Raw genomic sequence first — 15,485 nt, 5'->3', positions numbered from 1 at the left:
AGCCGGGCGCAGTAGCGCCCGGGCCAGCAGGGGATAGGGTTTGAGCAGCAATACAGTCATCAGCGCGCGCGATCTGTCGCTGACATTTCAGACCGGCGATGGCCCGGTCCACGCGCTCAAGGACGTGAGCCTTGAGGTCGAGAAGGGCGATTTCGTCAGCTTCATCGGCCCGTCTGGCTGTGGCAAGACCACCTTTCTACGCTGCATGGCCGATCTGGAGCATCCCACCGGCGGCAGCCTGACCGTGAATGGGGCCAGCGCCGAAGAGGCACGCAAATCGCGCGCCTATGGCTATGTGTTTCAGGCGGCGGGGCTTTATCCGTGGCGCACCATCGGCGGCAATATCCGCCTGCCGCTCGAGATTATGGGCTATGCGCGCGACGATCAGGAGGCCCGCGTCAAGCGCGTGCTGGAACTGGTCGATCTCGCAGGGTTCGAGCGGAAATACCCTTGGCAGCTTTCAGGGGGCATGCAGCAGCGCGCCAGCATCGCCCGCGCGCTTGCCTTTGATGCCGATCTGCTTTTGATGGATGAACCCTTTGGCGCGCTTGATGAAATCGTGCGCGATCATCTCAACGAACAACTCTTGCATCTCTGGGATCGCACCAACAAGACGATCTGTTTCGTCACCCATTCCATCCCCGAGGCGGTGTATCTGAGCACCAAGATCGTGGTGATGTCGCCCCGCCCCGGTCGTATCACCGATGTGATCGAGAGCACGCTGCCGCGCGTTCGCCCGCTCGACATCCGCGAAACGCCGGAATTCCTCGACATCGCCCATCGCGTCCGCGAGGGGCTGCGTGCAGGGCATAGCGATGACCTCTGACGCCCGCTTTTCGCAGGGCGCCCCCTCCCCTCTGACAGCAGCGGGGCTATGATGCGCAATCTCCTGCCTGTTCTTACCATCGTCGCCACGCTTCTGGCGCTCTGGTATGCCGCCGCTGTGGCGCTCAACGCGCAATGGGCGCGGGATCAGGCGGCGCGGGCGGAGGTAACGCTCGCGCTGCCCGACCTCATCGCCGACACATGGTCTCAGGACAAGCCCAAGCTGCCCGCCCCGCATCAGGTCGCGGTCGAAATCTGGAACACCACCGGCGCCATGGTGCTGGAGGGGCGCGGATTTTCCAAACGCTCGCTCTTTTATCACAGTTGGATCACCTTCAGCGCCACAGCGCTCGGGTTCGTTCTTGGCACCGCCCTTGGCGTCGCGCTGGCCATCGGCATCGTCTATAACCGCACCATGGACATGAGCGTGATGCCTTGGGTCATCGCGAGCCAGACCATTCCCATTCTGGCGATTGCCCCGATGATCATCGTAGTGCTGAATGCCGTGGGCATTTCCGGGCTGCTGCCCAAGGCGATGATCTCGATGTATCTGTCGTTCTTTCCGGTCGTCGTCGGCATGGTAAAGGGGCTGCGCAGCCCCACACCCATGCAGCTTGACCAGATGCGCACCTGGAACGCGAGCGCCAGCCAAACCTTCTGGCGGCTGCGCCTGCCCTCGTCGATGCCCTATCTCTTTACCTCGCTCAAGGTCGGTATGGCGGCAAGCCTTGTGGGGGCCATCGTTGGCGAATTGCCCACAGGTGCTGTCGCAGGCCTTGGCGCGCGCCTGCTGGCTGGCAGCTATTATGGCCAGACCATCCAGATTTGGTCAGCGCTGATCATGGCGGCGACACTGGCGGCGGTTCTGGTGGGGCTGATTGGCCTGATCCAGCGGATCACGCTGAAACGCATGGGGATGGCGTGATGGGGTGGCTCGCGCTTGGAGTGCTGACATGGGCGCTTGGCTGGGCGGTCAATTCCCGCCTGTCGCACGGGCCTAAAACACGGGCCACGCGGCTATTGGTGCCTGTGATCTTTGGCCTTACCATCGTGGTGATCTGGGAATGTCTGGTGCGGGGCCTTTCCATCTCACCGGTCCTTTTGCCCGCGCCCACCGCCATTGCCGCGACATTCGCCAAATCCACCCATATCCTTTGGGCCGATTTCGTGCAGACCGCGCTCAAGGGCGCGCTGACCGGCTATATCATGGGCTGCGGTGCGGCCTTCCTGACCGCCATCGCCATCGACCGTTTTCCCTTCCTGCAACGCGGTCTGCTACCCGTGGGCAATTTCGTGGCCGCTCTGCCGATCATTGGCATGGCCCCCATTCTGGTGATGTGGTTCGGCTTTGACTGGCAGTCCAAGGCGGCGGTCGTCGTGGTCATGGTGTTCTTTCCCATGCTGGTGAACACCGTGCAGGGCCTGACGGATACCGACGCCATGCAGCGCGACCTGATGCGCACCTATGCCGCTGGCTATTGGCAAACCCTGTTCAAGCTGCGCCTGCCCGCTGCGATGCCCTTTATCTTCAACGGGCTCAAGATCGCGACAACTCTGGCGCTGATCGGGGCGATTGTGGCAGAGTTCTTTGGCTCGCCCATCAAGGGCATGGGATTCCGCATCTCGACCTCGGTCGGGCAACTGGCGCTCGATCTGGTCTGGGCCGAAATCGTGGTCGCGGCCATCGCGGGCTCTGGATTTTACGGCGCTGTGGCGCTTGTGGAAAAGGCAGTGACATTCTGGCATCCGTCCCAACGGAGCCGGGCATAAGATCAAGAAACCACCAACACGGGAGAGAACCATGAAGAAACTGACAGGACTATTCAGCCTCGCCGCACTGGCAAGCGTCGCAGGCATGGCGCAGGCGGCAGATGATCTGACGCTGCAACTCAAATGGGTGACGCAAGCGCAATTCGCGGGCTATTACGTGGCCCTCGACAAGGGCTTTTACGAGGAAGAAGACCTCGACGTCACGATCAAGCCGGGCGGGCCGGATATCGCCCCCACCCAAGTGATTGCAGGGGGTGGCGCGGATGTCACCGTGGAATGGATGCCCGCCGCCCTTTCGGCCCGGGAAAAGGGGCTGCCGCTGGTGAATATCGCACAGCCCTTCAAATCCTCGGGCATGATGCTGACCTGCCTCAAGGAAACCGGTGTCACGGGGCCTGCGGATTTTCCGGGGCGTACGCTCGGGGTCTGGTTCTTTGGCAATGAGTTTCCGTTCCTGTCCTGGATGAGCCAGCTGGGCATTCCAACCGAAGGCGGGGCCGACGGCGTGACCGTGCTCAAACAGGGCTTCAACGTCGATCCCCTGTTGCAGAAACAGGCCGATTGCATTTCGACCATGACCTATAACGAATACTGGCAGGTGATCGACGCAGGCATCACCGAGGATCAGCTCATCACCTTCAAATACGAGGATCAAGGCGTCGCCACGCTGGAAGACGGGCTTTACGTTCTAGAAGAAAAGCTGAGCGATCCAGCAGAGGTGGACAAACTGACGCGCTTTGTGCGCGCCTCGATGAAGGGCTGGAAATGGGCCGAGGAAAACCCCGAAGAGGCCGCGATGATCGTGCTCGACAATGACGCAACCGGCGCGCAGACCGAAGAGCACCAGATCCGCATGATGACCGAGGTGGCAAAGCTGACCGCAGGCTCCAACGGCGCGCTCGACCCCGAGGATTACGAGCGCACGGTGCAATCGCTGCTCTCGGGCGGCTCTGACCCGGTGATCAGCGCGCATCCCGGTGATGGCGCGTGGACCCATGTGATCAGCGATGCGGCGCTGAACTGATCCCTGATCCAAAGACACACAATGGCCCGGCGCTTGTCCGGGCCATTTTTTTGACCCGTCATTGATCTAGGGGTTTGAACTACTCCCCCCACCACATCTTGTCAGCGCATCTCAAAAATCTATTCAAATGAACACTTTAAACGAAAACATGGTTGTGATACGCTAAAGCTATAAATCAATGCCAGCCGGAAAACCGGCGGCGCGAGGCAGTAAAAGAGCGGTTCTATGAAAACACGGGGCAGACAGCCGGTCCGTTGGGGCTTGGTGGCGTTCGCAACTTTCTGGATGCTGGTGATTGTGCCGCTGAGCGCGGTCGCCGCACCCTATGCTGCATTGGTGATGGACGCCCGCAATGGCGAGGTGCTTTATTCCAACAACGCAGACACGCGGCTTCACCCGGCCTCATTAACCAAGATGATGACGCTCTACGTGGTGTTCGAGGCGATCGAGAATGGCGAAATCGGCCTTGACGACAAAGTCGTGATTTCCAAACACGCCGCGTCTGAACCGCCCAGCAAACTTGGCGTGCGCGCGGGCAGCTCGATTGCGCTGCGCTATCTCATCCGCGCCGCAGCGGTGAAATCCGCCAATGACGCCGCCACCGCCCTTGGTGAGGCGATCGAAGGGTCCGAGGCGCAATTCGCCCGCCGTATGAATCGCACCGCCGAGGCGCTTGGCATGACGCGCACCACTTTCAAGAATGCCCATGGGCTGACCGAGAATGGTCATCTGTCCACCGCCCGCGATATGACTATTCTGGGGCGGCACCTGTTTTATGATTTTCCGCAATATTACAACCTCTTCTCGCGCATCACCACCGATGCTGGCGTGACGTCGGTCAGCCACACCAATCGCCGCCTGCTCGAGGCTTACCGCGGGGCTGACGGGATCAAGACGGGCTATACACGCGCCGCAGGGTTCAACCTGACCGCCAGCGCCGAGCGCAATGGCGAACGGATCATCGCGACTGTGTTTGGCGGACAGTCCACCGCATCACGCAATGCCAAAGTGGCCGAGCTTTTGGACTTGGGCTTTAACAAGGCACCGACGCAGGTCGCCGTGCATCGCCCGGCGCGCCCGCCTTATCTGGGCAAACTTGGCACCGCCCCGGTGATGATCGCCGCAGGCGAGGACCGCCCAAGCGTCGCCGCCAAGACCGTGCGCCTCACCACCGCTGCCGCTGTGGTCAAGAGCCTGCGCCCGCAATCGCGCCCCTTGCCCGCCGCCCCGATACCAGCCATCGCCGCGCGGGATGACATCGAACGCGCGCTACTGGCCGCCCAACAGGTTGCAACAGCCACAACCGAACCCGCCCCCCTTCCCCAAGGCAGCGCCGCCGTCACCCCCGAAATCCGCCCGGAACAGCGCCCGACCGAGATTGTGCTGGCCAGCGCCCCCGCACCGGAACCAGAACCCGAGGTCGTGACCCGCGTCTCTACCTCTGGCGGGCGGCATTGGGGGATCAACGTGGGCCGCTATTCCAGCGAATACAAGGCGCGCCAGATGCTTTTGCAAACGGCGTTGAACGAGATGGCGACACTGGATGGCAGCCTGCGCAAAGTGGTGCAACGCCCCGCCGGATTCGACGCCAATTTCATGGGCATGACCCGCGAAAGCGCCGATCTTGCCTGTCGCCGCCTTCAGGCCAAGAAAGTCACCTGCTTCATGATCGGCCCAAGCTGAGCACACGGCGGATTGGGGGCCAGCCCCCAAACCCCCGAGGTATTTCCGGCCAGATGAAATCGGTGTCAGGGTTTGGGGCGATCATCCCAATCGTCGGACAGAATGCGCCGCGAGTCGCCCTCAGGATCGTCATATTGGTTTGAGCGCACCGTATACACAAACGCCACAAGCCCGACGCCCCCAAGGATCAGGGAAATCGGGATCAGATAGGTGAGGATATTCATCGCTTATCTCAGTCTCAGCGCGTTGAGGGATACGGTGATCGAACTCAGCGACATGGCCAAGGCCGCAATCAGCGGTGAACACAGCCCCACCACGGCCAATGGCACGGCAATGACGTTATAGACCGTAGCGATCTGAAAGTTTTCGCGAATGCGGCGCGTTGCGGATTTCGCCGTCACGCAAGCTGCTGCAATTGGCGCAAGGTCATTGCCCAAAAGCACGATATCCGACGCCACCCGCGCGGCATCAAGCGCCGTAGCCGGCGATATTGACACATGCGCCCCGGCCAAGGCGGCCGTATCGTTGAGCCCGTCGCCCACCATCAGCACATGCGCCCCCTCGGCGGTCAATGCCGCCACGCGCGCCGCCTTGTCGGCGGGCAGCGCCTCGGCCATCCACTGCGGAATGCCAAGGCGCGTGGCAAGCGCCTCGACCGCAGGAGTGGTATCGCCGGAAATCAGGATCACCCGCTTGCCCTGATCCATCAACCCCTGCACTGCCTCGGCGGCACCGGGCCGCAGCGCATCAGCAAAGGTAAAGGCGAGCGGTGCCTGATCAGCAACCTTGAGAAAGGTCGCCGTCTCGGCGCGGCCCTGCGCCCCGGTCCAGCTGGCGCGCCCCAAGCGGATCTCTTGGCCCATATAGCTGGCCTTGGTTCCATATCCGGGCACTTCTGTGAGGTCTGTAAGGTCAGCAGCCACAATCCCCGCCGCGCGCGCAGCGCGGGTAATCGACTGCGCCAGCGGATGCGAAGACCCCTGCGCCAAACCCAACGCCAATTCCAGCGCCTCACGCGGCAGGTCATCCAGATTGGTGACTTGCGGCGCGCCGGTGGTCAACGTGCCGGTCTTGTCAAACACGACCGTGTCCACCTGTGCCAAGCGCTCCAGCGCCGTTTCATGCTTGATCAACATCCCCCGCCGGAACAGCCGCCCAGAGGCCGCCGTCGTGACCGCAGGCACCGCCAACCCCAGCGCGCAAGGGCAGGTGATGATCAAAACCGCAGCGGCGATATTGAGCGCGGTGCGCACATCCCATGTGTAGAGATACCAGCCCAGAAAGCTGAGCCCCGCAAGGATATGCACCCCCGGCGCATAGAGCTTGGCGGCGCTATCGGCGAGCGAGGTATAGCGCGAGCGCCCCGACTCCGCGATGGCCACCAGATCGGCCATGCGGTGCAGCGAGGTTTCACGCCCCACCGCCGTGGCGCGAATCGTGAGTGGCCCGGTCAGGTTCACTTCACCTGCACTCACCACCTGCCCCAATCCCGCAAAAACCGGCAGGGTCTCGCCCGTCAAAAGCGAGCGGTCGATCTCGGACGTGCCGCTGACAATCTCGCCATCCACCGGCATCCGCCCACCGGGCCGTACGAGGATCAGATCACCAACGGCCAGCTGTGCGACGTTGACAACGTCTTCTACGCCATCGAGCAGCCGCGTCGCGCGCGGCACTTCGAGCGCGGTCAGTTCCTCTGCCGCAGAGCGCGCTATCGCCCGCGTCCGGTGATCCAGATACCGCCCCGCAAGAAGAAAGAACGTGAGCGCCATCGCCGCATCGAAATAGGCGTGATGGCCCGACAGCATGGTTTCCCAAAGCGAGGTGATGATCGCCAGCACAATCGCCAGCACAATCGGCACATCCATATTGAGCCGCCCGTTGCGCAGCGCGGCCCAGGCATTGCGAAAGAACGGCACACCGGAAAAGGCAATCGCCGGCAGGGTGATCGCGGCGGAAATCCAATGGAACATATCGCGCGTTGCGTCCTCGGCCCCGGACCACACCGAGACCGACAACAGCATGACATTCATGCTGGCGAATCCGGCAACAGCCAACCGCATCAAGAGGTCGCGCCCGGCGCGGTCATTCGCCGTGGCGTTCAGCGTGCCTTGATCCAGTTCATAGGCCTCGTATCCCAGCCCCTCAACCAGCGTACGCATCTCTTCGGCGGTCACGCCTGGAGCCGCGTCAATGCTGGCCCTTTTTAGGGTCAGGTTGACACGCGCCGAATTCACCCGGCTATCCGCAGCGAGCGCCCGCTCGATCTTGGAAATGCAGGCCGAACAGTGAATTGTGGGCAAAGACAACGCAATTTGCGCCCGTGGCAAGGCGCTTGCCGCCAAAGCCTCGGCCGCCGGGGCGGCAGCGCAGGCCGGACAAGCCGAAGGCGAGGGGCGCATCGTGGCGGTCATGGTCTATTCCTTATGCAGAACGACACGCTGTTGAAAAAGAGTGCCGTCACGATCCCAAGCCTTCATGCGGATGTTCCAGTTGCCATCGCCCAGATCCATCGGGGCAACATAGGCCTGCCCATCATAGCTGAAGTCGGGCGTCTGGTCGTCCTGCACATGGGTGGCCCGCCCCACGGTCGCCTCAAGCTGCGCCACCTCGACGGGATTGCCAGCCACATCGGTGATATGCAGCATCAAGAGCCCGCCCGCGTGATCCGCCACCACGGTCCAGCCCAGCCCCTCTTGCGCGGCTTTGCGTTCGTTGAATTCCTGACTGGCCACATAGGAATTCTTGACCTCAAGCCCCGGAAAGGTTCGCACCGCTGAATACGCCAGCACCAGATTGACGCCGATGATCACGGAAAACGCCCCGACAAAGCCGATCAACACATGCCTGCCGGTGATTTGACGCTCGGCCATCATTCTCCCTTTCCGTTAAAGACGGTGTCCTTATAGGCGCGCTCGCCATTGGTCAGATCCTCGATCCAGATCCGCACATCGCTGCGCTCGGCCGTGGCGGGCTCAGAGCCCGGCGGTGCCACCAGATAAACCCGCTGCAGGTACATTTCATCGGCGGCAACGCTGATCCGGCCCGCTTCCGCCCCCTCCAGTTCGACAGCAATGGCCGGGCTGCCCTTGACCGTAACCTCGAATTCGCGCGTCTCGTGCTGCATGTTGCGGATTCGCACCTCATAGGTATTGCGGATCGAGCCATCGGACAGGGTGACATAGGTCGGATTACGCACCGGTGCGACAGTCAGGTCGATATCCGACCGGATGAACAGCGCAAAGACAAGCCCGATCCCCACCAGCGACCAGAGCGCGGTATAAAGGATCGTGCGCGGACGCAGGATATGTTTGAAGATCGGTTTGGGCTTGCCGCCCGCCCGCTCTGCCTCTTCATCGGTAAAGGCCATATAGTCGATCAGACCACGCGGCTTGCCGATCTTGGCCATGATGTCATCGCAGGCGTCGATACAAAGCGCACAGGTGATGCACTCCAATTGTTGACCATCGCGAATGTCGATCCCCACCGGGCAAACATTGACGCAAGCCATACAGTCGATGCAATCACCTTGCGGCGCGCCCTCTTTGACCGCCTCTGAATTCTTGCGCGGCTCGCCCCGCCATTCGCGATAGCCGACGGTCAGCGTGTCCTCGTCCATCATCGCTGCCTGAATACGTGGCCAGGGGCAGGCATAGATGCAAATCTGCTCGCGCGCGAACCCGCCAAAAAAGAACGTCGTGCCGGTCAGCACCGCAATCGTGGTATAGGCGATAGGATGGGCGTCGAGGGTAAAGAGATCGACCAACAACGTCGGCGCATCGGTGAAGTAAAACACCCAAGCGCCCCCAGTGGCCACCGCAATCAATAGCCACGTGATCCACTTGGTCAGCCGCAGACGTGCCTTGCGAACATCCCATTTCTTCTGCCGATGCAGGCGCAGCCGCGCATTGCGATCCCCCTCGATCCAACGCTCGACCAGAATGAAAAGGTCAGTCCAGACCGTTTGAGGACAGGCATAGCCACACCACACCCGGCCCAGCGCCGAGGTAAACAAGAAGAGCCCCAAGCCCGCCATTACCAAAAGACCGGCCACGAAATAGAACTCGTGTGGCCAAATCTCGATCCAGAAAAAGAAAAACCGCCGATTGGCGAGATCCAGCAAAACCGCCTGATCCGGCAGCGCAGCCCCCCGATCCCAGCGAATCCATGGCGTCACATAATAGATGCCCAAGGTGACGATCATAATGACCCACTTCAGGTTGCGGAACTTGCCATACACCTTCTTGGGAAACACCGGTTCGCGCGCAGCATAGAGGGATTGCGGTTCGGTTGGATGGGAATCGGCCACGGACATACTCCGGTATGATCATTCTCTTGATCGTGTTCTGTCAGGATGCGGGCGCAACAGCTTTGACCTGCATCAAATTCTGAATCCTGAATCGATCTATTGCGCCACGCTATGTTGTCGAGCCATGCGCCGCAGCCAGACCACAAAGGTCCGCGCCGCAGGGCGCAGCACGCCAGGACGCGCCACCACATGATAACCGCTGTCTTCATGGTCTTGAAACAAGAGCCGTAGGCGACCCGCCGCGATATCCTGACGCACCCAGTCCAGAACCGTCACAGCAACCCCCTGCCCGTCGCGCAATCCGTCCAGCAACAGGTTGCCCGGCACCTGCATCAGCCCGGCTGCCCGCTCGCGTGTGACGCCCCGACGGCGCAGCCAGTCGCTTGCCTCATTGGTGCCGAATTCCTGAAGCCAAGGCAAATCGGCCAGATCTGATGGCTCTTCGATCCGCCGCCCCTCAATAAGGCGGGGGGCAGCCACCGCGACAATGGGCGAAGAGAACAGCAGCTCTGCCTCCAGCCCCGGCCATTTACCGGGCCCATAGCGGATTGCGATGTCTATACCGCCCGGCTCTAGCGCAACCAACCGTGGGGTCGGGTCGATCATAAGGTCAATGTCAGGATGGCGATGGCGAAAATCACCCAAGCAAGGCATCAGCCAATGCGCCGCAAAACTCGGTGTGGTCGAGATCTGCAAAGGACGCTCGGAATTGCGCTGCGAAAGCGATTCGACCGCGCGCGCAATCGCGCCAAAGCCAAGCGACAGGGCATCCGCCAGATATTGGCCTTCTGCGGTCAGGCGCAATTGCCGCCCGCTACGGTCCACAAGCGCCAGGCCTATATGCGCCTCAAGCTGCTTGATCTGTTGGCTTACCGCCGCATGGCTAACATTGAGCCGGTCACCCGCAGCCACCGTGCCGCCGGTTTCGGCCAAGGCCGCAAAGGCCCGCAATGCGGTCAAAGGAGGAAGAGACAGCCAATCCATCATGTAACCATATCTTACAAATCGAAATTTTTCCAGATTCGTTATTTGCGTCCGTTTTCTGCATGATGAACCCAGAAATGCCAGATCGAAAGGACGAAACAATGCTCGGAATTCTTGCCAATACTTTCATGAACGCCACCCGTATGGATCAAGCCCCGCCGCGTCAGACCCCTCTCCACTGGCCCCCGGCAGACCGCTTTGGCACGCGGACCGGGGCCGAGATCGAAGCGCATCTTATCGGCCGCCGCCGCTACTGAGGCGCAAAACAAAAAAGGCCCACAAGGGGGCCAACCAGTTGACAGTCGCACTGAACCTATGGGTAATCAGCACCGGCCCTTCCAGGAAACGCGCGAACAGAACGGAAGGACCGGTGCCTAACCCCGAGCTTTGCGGCTCGGGGTATTCTTTTAGGGCTGGCGCTTACTCGCCGCCGCCAAGCTGGTGGACATAGATCGCCACGGCGCGAATTTCGGCTTCGCTCAGGTCGGCCCCGCCCATCGCCGGCATCACGCCAAAGCGCGAATAGATGACCGTTTCCTTGATCGTGTCGAATGATCCACCATAGAGCCAGATCGCATCGGCAAGGTTCGGCGCGCCCTGATAGATATCGCCCTCTGCGGCCTCGCCATGGCATGCCGCGCAATTGTCCATGAACACGGCCTGACCATCGGAAACCAACGTGGCATCCTGCGGCTCACCGGACAGCGACATCACATAGTTGACCACCTGATCGATCTGCGCCGATTCGAGAATGTCACCAAAGGCAGGCATCTGCGAATAGCGCGCATCCGGATCTTCCTCGTTGCGGATACCATGGGCGATCGTGGCATGAATGTCCTCGATCGTGCCGCCCCAGAGCCAGTCGTTATCCAGAAGGTTGGGATAGCCACCCGCCTGAACACCTGCCGCCCCCGAGCCATGGCATTGCGCGCACCATGTTTTGAACACGGCATTACCCGCCGATGTGGCATAGCCCTGCAATTCAGGATCACCGGCAATCTCGGTCAGCTCGACCGAGGCCAGTCTGGCGTTGATCTCGGCATTGGCGGCTTCGGCCTCGGCCAATTCGACCGCAACATTGGCGCGCGTCGACCAGCCTTTGTAGCCAGCCGTAGCCCCCTGAACCAGCGGCCATGCCGGATAGGCCACCACATACCACAGCGCCCAGACGATACAGGCGTAGAACGTCCACAGCCACCAGCGCGGAAGGGGATTGTTGTACTCTTCAATCCCGTCCCATTGATGGCCGGTGGTTTCGACCTCTTGGTTCTTCTTATTGGGTTGTTTGGCCATGTCTCATGCCTCCTCGTGCCGGGCGCCGTTGGTCGGGGCCGGTTTGTCTTCGTGCCGGAACGGGATGGTTGACGGGTTCTCATAGCTCTTGGTGGCGCCGGGGCGGAACACCCAGAACACGACGCCAACAAAGAACGTAAAGAGTGCCAGCAACATCCAGCTATCGGCAAATTCACGCAACAGCGAATAGGTTTCCATCGGTTCGCTCCCTTACCGGCTCGCGTCCGGGGTGAAGGTCGAGAAATCAACCAGCGTCCCCAGCATTTGCAAATAGGCGATCAGCGCATCCGCCTCGGAAATCCCGGGCTGCCCGTCGAAATTGCGCACTTGTGCCTTGGGATAGCGCGCCAAGAGACCCTCGGTATCGCCATCGGGATCAATCTGCACCATAAAGTCTGCCTTGGCGTTCTCGATCATCTCGTCACTATAGGGCACGCCCACCAAACGATGTGTCTTGAGCAGATCCTCGATATGCGCAGGCTCGATCATCCGGTTCTCGAGAAAACCGTATTTGGGCATCACCGATTCCGGCACCACCGACTGCGGGTCGCGCAGGTGATCGACATGCCAGTCATCCGAATAGCGCCCGCCGACACGGGCCAGATCCGGACCCGTCCGCTTGGACCCCCACTGGAACGGGTGGTCATATTTCGACTCCGCCGCCAGCGAATAGTGCCCATAGCGCTCGACCTCATCGCGCATCGGGCGGATCATCTGACTATGGCAGACGTAACAGCCCTCGCGGATGTAGATATCGCGGCCCGTCAACTCCAGCGGAGAGTAGGGGCGCATGCCCTCTACATCCTCGATGGTGTTTTCAAGCCAGAACAGCGGGGCGATCTGCACGATCCCCCAACCGTGACGACAAGGAAGGCAAAGATCGCCAAAAGCGTGACGTTCTTTTCCAGGATTGCGTGTTTGTCCAGAATTGCCATCTCTCCGGCCCTCCTTATTCAGCCGGGACTGCACTGTTCACAGGCGCGACGGCCGGCGAACGTGTTACAGTCATCCAGAGGTTGTAGCACATGATCAACGCACCAGAGAGGAACAACACCCCACCCAGACCGCGCACCACATACATCGGGAACTTTGCGGCCACGGTATCGGCGAACGAGTTCACGAGGAAACCGTTGGCATCAACTTCGCGCCACATCAGGCCCTCCATGATCCCCGTCACCCACATGGCAGCGGCGTAGAGAATGATGCCGATGGTGGCCAACCAGAAATGCCAGCTCACAAGGCTCAGCGAATAGAGCCGCTCGCGGTTCCACAACTTCGGCACAAGGAAGTAGAGCGCCCCAAAGGTGATCATACCGTTCCAGCCAAGCGCCCCAGAATGCACGTGCCCAATGGTCCAGTCCGTGTAATGCGACAGCGAGTTGACCGCGCGGATCGACATCATCGGCCCTTCAAAGGTGGACATGCCGTAGAACCCGATGGAAATCACCATCATCCGGATCACCGGATCGGTGCGCAGCTTGTCCCATGCCCCCGAGAGCGTCATCAGACCGTTGATCATCCCACCCCAGGACGGCATCCACAGCACGATCGAGAACACCATACCCAACGTCGAGGCCCAGTCCGGCAGCGCCGTGTAATGCAGGTGGTGCGGACCAGCCCAGATGTAGATAAAGATCAGCGCCCAGAAGTGGATGATCGACAGCTTATAGCTGTAAACCGGGCGTTCGGCCTGCTTGGGCACAAAGTAATACATCATGCCCAAGAAACCTGCCGTCAGGAAAAAGCCCACGGCGTTATGGCCATACCACCACTGTGTCATCGCGTCCTGCACGCCGGAAAAGACCTGCACCGACTTGGAGCCAAAGATCGAGACCGGAATGCTCAGGTTGTTGACCACATGCAGCATTGCCACCGTGATGATGAACGACAGGTAAAACCAGTTGGCGACATAGATATGCGGCTCTTTGCGCTTGACGATCGTGCCCAGGAACACAGCCAGATAGGCCAGCCAGACCACCGTCAGCCACAGATCGACATACCATTCAGGCTCTGCATATTCCTTGGATTGCGTGGCACCCAGCAAATAGCCGGTCGCAGCCAGAACAATCACGAGTTGGTAGCCCCAGAATACGAACCACGCGAGATTGCCGCCCCAGAGACGCGCCGCAGAGGTGCGTTGTACAACGTAAAACGACGTGGCGATCAGCGCATTGCCCCCAAAGGCGAAAATCACCGCCGAGGTGTGCAGCGGACGCAACCGACCAAAATTCGCATAACCCTGCGCCCAATCGAAATTGAGCCCAGGAAAGGCAAGCTGAAAGGCAATGAACGTGCCCGCAAGGAAACCGACAACGCCCCAGATGGCCGTTGCAATCACCCCGGCGCGCACCACGCCATCCATGTATTCCCCCGACAGATCCACTTGGGATTTCGGTTCGTCTGTGTGGCGCAGGGTCCACAGAAAAAGCCCACCAGCCACCAACGCCACCGTCAGCGCGTTGACCAGATAGGCCAGATCGCGCGCATAATTGGCCGCGATCAACGCCAGAAGCGTGACCAGACCAAGCACGATCAGCTTGATATAATTCGTCATGTTGCGTCCCTTCGTCTCTTTCTGCCCGAGTCGCCGTGACCCGCGCAGGCGCGTTAGACTGTGACCGTAATGCTAGGGTCAGACTCAACTATCCTTGATCTGTGTCAAAACACTGACTTTGATCAATTGATCCGCGTCAAGGCAGCCCCGGCAATACACTCCTAAGGTGACATAACGTGTGACACAGTCAAAGGAATGCGACATGACCTACAACAGCCTGTTTTCCGTTTTGACCGATGAGTCCCTTGTTGAGGAAACCTTGGCCCATGCCATCAGCATGGCTGCCCGCTATGATGCCCATCTTGATGTGCTCTGCTTGGGCGTGGATCGAAGCCAATCGGGCTATTATTATTCGGGCGCCAGCGCCATCGTGCTGCAAGAAACGATTGCCCGCGCCCAGCAAGAGGCCACCGCCATCGAGACCAAAGCCCGCGCCCTGCTCAAGCATTCATCCCTACGTTGGGCGGTTGAGGCGGGCGTCAGCCAATTGGCCGATCTGGGGCGGCATGTTGCGGCCCGGGCGCGATTCTCGGATCTGGTCATTCTGGCGCAGCCCTATGGCAAGTGCCGCGGAGCCGAACTGGAACCTGCGACCGAATCGGCCCTGTTCGAGGCGCGGACCCCGGTCATTATCGCCCCCGCCGGTGGTGAGCCGGTGCCCAATCCGGGCCGGATCATGATCGGCTGGAACGAAAGCAACGAGGCGCTTGGCGCCGTGCGCGCCGCCCTGCCCCTGCTGAAAGAGGCGGATGTGGTGCATGTGGTGGTGATCGACCCGCCGACGCATGGGCCCAACCGTTCGGATCCCGGTGGGCTTTTGTCGCAATACCTTGCGCGTCACGGCGTCAAGGTCGAGATTGACGTGCTCTCCAAAACCCTGCCCCGTGTCTCGGACGTGCTGTTGCGCCATGCCCGCGATATGGATGCCGATATGGTGGTGATGGGGGCCTATGGCCACTCGCGCTTTCGCGAAGCAATCTTTGGCGGTGCCACCCGCTATATGCTGGAACAGGCGACCATGCCGGTTTTCATGGCGCATTAGGGAA

The 15,485-nt window shown here is 60.6% G+C and carries 15 protein-coding genes and 1 pseudogene; 7 read left to right on the top strand and 9 right to left on the bottom strand.

The genetic code is table 11. From position 1 onward, the window contains the following. The first annotated feature begins 40 nt into the window (after positions 1-40). From ACLGGT_RS09855 to ACLGGT_RS09835, 5 genes are all read left to right on the top strand, one after another. Entirely contained in the window at positions 41-826 is a 786-nt protein-coding gene (locus tag ACLGGT_RS09855) for an ABC transporter ATP-binding protein (protein WP_008281608.1), read from the top strand. A gap of 48 nt (positions 827-874) precedes the next feature. Beyond that, positions 875-1,750: an ABC transporter permease gene (locus ACLGGT_RS09850; RefSeq protein ID WP_437195900.1), complete on the top strand. Its 876-nt coding sequence runs from the start codon at positions 875-877 to the stop codon at positions 1,748-1,750. Beyond that, the gene (locus ACLGGT_RS09845) at positions 1,750-2,595 is read left to right on the top strand and encodes an ABC transporter permease (protein WP_422002881.1); all 846 of its coding nucleotides are present in this window, start codon (positions 1,750-1,752) and stop codon (positions 2,593-2,595) included. Before ACLGGT_RS09850 ends, ACLGGT_RS09845 begins: the two co-directional genes overlap by 1 nt. 31 nt (positions 2,596-2,626) lie before the next feature. Beyond that, complete coding sequence (locus tag ACLGGT_RS09840) at positions 2,627-3,619, top strand: ABC transporter substrate-binding protein (protein WP_037298008.1); 993 nt, start codon at positions 2,627-2,629, stop codon at positions 3,617-3,619. Between the two features lie 225 nt (positions 3,620-3,844). Then, positions 3,845-5,302 (top strand): D-alanyl-D-alanine carboxypeptidase family protein, encoded by a 1,458-nt coding sequence (locus tag ACLGGT_RS09835; protein ID WP_037298006.1) that lies wholly within the window; start codon positions 3,845-3,847, stop codon positions 5,300-5,302. Between the two features lie 65 nt (positions 5,303-5,367). On the opposite strand, the gene ccoS is transcribed toward ACLGGT_RS09835, so the two are convergent. The 5 genes from ccoS to ACLGGT_RS09810 form a co-directional block, all read right to left on the bottom strand. Beyond that, positions 5,368-5,526: a cbb3-type cytochrome oxidase assembly protein CcoS gene (ccoS, locus tag ACLGGT_RS09830; RefSeq protein WP_008281603.1), complete on the bottom strand. Its 159-nt coding sequence runs from the start codon at positions 5,524-5,526 to the stop codon at positions 5,368-5,370. A gap of 3 nt (positions 5,527-5,529) precedes the next feature. Beyond that, positions 5,530-7,713 carry a heavy metal translocating P-type ATPase gene (locus ACLGGT_RS09825; RefSeq protein ID WP_437195899.1) on the bottom strand — a complete coding sequence of 728 codons (2,184 nt, stop codon included), beginning with the start codon at positions 7,711-7,713 and terminating at the stop codon, positions 5,530-5,532. A gap of 3 nt (positions 7,714-7,716) precedes the next feature. After that, positions 7,717-8,175 carry a FixH family protein gene (locus ACLGGT_RS09820; RefSeq protein ID WP_008281601.1) on the bottom strand — a complete coding sequence of 153 codons (459 nt, stop codon included), beginning with the start codon at positions 8,173-8,175 and terminating at the stop codon, positions 7,717-7,719. After that, positions 8,172-9,614, bottom strand: coding sequence for a cytochrome c oxidase accessory protein CcoG (gene ccoG / locus ACLGGT_RS09815; protein WP_375554253.1), 1,443 nt, complete (start codon positions 9,612-9,614; stop codon positions 8,172-8,174). The genes ACLGGT_RS09820 and ccoG overlap by 4 nt, the downstream gene beginning before the upstream one ends. A 90-nt stretch (positions 9,615-9,704) precedes the next feature. Continuing rightward, a complete protein-coding gene (locus ACLGGT_RS09810; RefSeq protein WP_037298142.1) occupies positions 9,705-10,592 on the bottom strand; it encodes a LysR family transcriptional regulator in 888 nt (295 codons plus the stop codon). Between the two features lie 101 nt (positions 10,593-10,693). On the opposite strand from ACLGGT_RS09810, the gene ACLGGT_RS09805 reads away from it, so the two are divergent. Beyond that, positions 10,694-10,849: a hypothetical protein gene (locus tag ACLGGT_RS09805; protein WP_157132409.1), complete on the top strand. Its 156-nt coding sequence runs from the start codon at positions 10,694-10,696 to the stop codon at positions 10,847-10,849. Between the two features lie 163 nt (positions 10,850-11,012). Here ACLGGT_RS09805 and ccoP read toward each other — a convergent pair whose 3' ends face one another. From ccoP to ccoN, 4 genes and pseudogenes are all read right to left on the bottom strand, one after another. After that, a complete protein-coding gene (gene ccoP, locus ACLGGT_RS09800; RefSeq protein ID WP_008281596.1) occupies positions 11,013-11,885 on the bottom strand; it encodes a cytochrome-c oxidase, cbb3-type subunit III in 873 nt (290 codons plus the stop codon). 3 nt (positions 11,886-11,888) lie between these two features. Beyond that, positions 11,889-12,083 carry a CcoQ/FixQ family Cbb3-type cytochrome c oxidase assembly chaperone gene (locus ACLGGT_RS09795; protein ID WP_008281595.1) on the bottom strand — a complete coding sequence of 65 codons (195 nt, stop codon included), beginning with the start codon at positions 12,081-12,083 and terminating at the stop codon, positions 11,889-11,891. A gap of 12 nt (positions 12,084-12,095) precedes the next feature. Continuing rightward, positions 12,096-12,820: pseudogene (gene ccoO / locus ACLGGT_RS09790) on the bottom strand (cytochrome-c oxidase, cbb3-type subunit II). Between the two features lie 14 nt (positions 12,821-12,834). Continuing rightward, positions 12,835-14,439 carry a cytochrome-c oxidase, cbb3-type subunit I gene (ccoN, locus tag ACLGGT_RS09785; RefSeq protein WP_008281593.1) on the bottom strand — a complete coding sequence of 535 codons (1,605 nt, stop codon included), beginning with the start codon at positions 14,437-14,439 and terminating at the stop codon, positions 12,835-12,837. 202 nt (positions 14,440-14,641) lie between these two features. On the opposite strand from ccoN, the gene ACLGGT_RS09780 reads away from it, so the two are divergent. Further along, positions 14,642-15,481: a universal stress protein gene (locus tag ACLGGT_RS09780; RefSeq protein WP_437195898.1), complete on the top strand. Its 840-nt coding sequence runs from the start codon at positions 14,642-14,644 to the stop codon at positions 15,479-15,481. The last annotated feature ends 4 nt before the right edge of the window (positions 15,482-15,485 follow it).

Origin of the sequence: Roseovarius sp. MS2 (assembly GCF_051447875.1) — a bacterium.
In the GTDB taxonomy this organism is placed as follows: Bacteria; Pseudomonadota; Alphaproteobacteria; order Rhodobacterales; family Rhodobacteraceae; genus Roseovarius; species Roseovarius mucosus_A.
The sequence above is the reverse complement of the archived record's forward strand: the minus strand, read 5'-3'. Positions and strand labels throughout refer to the sequence as shown.

Coding starts and splice junctions, on each gene's coding strand:
- ACLGGT_RS09850 (WP_437195900.1), top strand. CDS start 875: ATGATGCGCAATCTCCTGCCTGTTCTTACCATCGTCGCCACGCTTCTG.
- ACLGGT_RS09845 (WP_422002881.1), top strand. CDS start 1,750: ATGGGGTGGCTCGCGCTTGGAGTGCTGACATGGGCGCTTGGCTGGGCG.
- ACLGGT_RS09840 (WP_037298008.1), top strand. CDS start 2,627: ATGAAGAAACTGACAGGACTATTCAGCCTCGCCGCACTGGCAAGCGTC.
- ACLGGT_RS09835 (WP_037298006.1), top strand. CDS start 3,845: ATGAAAACACGGGGCAGACAGCCGGTCCGTTGGGGCTTGGTGGCGTTC.
- ccoS (WP_008281603.1), bottom strand. CDS start 5,526: ATGAATATCCTCACCTATCTGATCCCGATTTCCCTGATCCTTGGGGGC.
- ACLGGT_RS09825 (WP_437195899.1), bottom strand. CDS start 7,713: ATGACCGCCACGATGCGCCCCTCGCCTTCGGCTTGTCCGGCCTGCGCT.
- ACLGGT_RS09820 (WP_008281601.1), bottom strand. CDS start 8,175: ATGATGGCCGAGCGTCAAATCACCGGCAGGCATGTGTTGATCGGCTTT.
- ccoG (WP_375554253.1), bottom strand. CDS start 9,614: ATGTCCGTGGCCGATTCCCATCCAACCGAACCGCAATCCCTCTATGCT.
- ACLGGT_RS09810 (WP_037298142.1), bottom strand. CDS start 10,592: ATGGATTGGCTGTCTCTTCCTCCTTTGACCGCATTGCGGGCCTTTGCG.
- ACLGGT_RS09805 (WP_157132409.1), top strand. CDS start 10,694: ATGCTCGGAATTCTTGCCAATACTTTCATGAACGCCACCCGTATGGAT.
- ccoP (WP_008281596.1), bottom strand. CDS start 11,885: ATGGCCAAACAACCCAATAAGAAGAACCAAGAGGTCGAAACCACCGGC.
- ACLGGT_RS09795 (WP_008281595.1), bottom strand. CDS start 12,083: ATGGAAACCTATTCGCTGTTGCGTGAATTTGCCGATAGCTGGATGTTG.
- ccoN (WP_008281593.1), bottom strand. CDS start 14,439: ATGACGAATTATATCAAGCTGATCGTGCTTGGTCTGGTCACGCTTCTG.
- ACLGGT_RS09780 (WP_437195898.1), top strand. CDS start 14,642: ATGACCTACAACAGCCTGTTTTCCGTTTTGACCGATGAGTCCCTTGTT.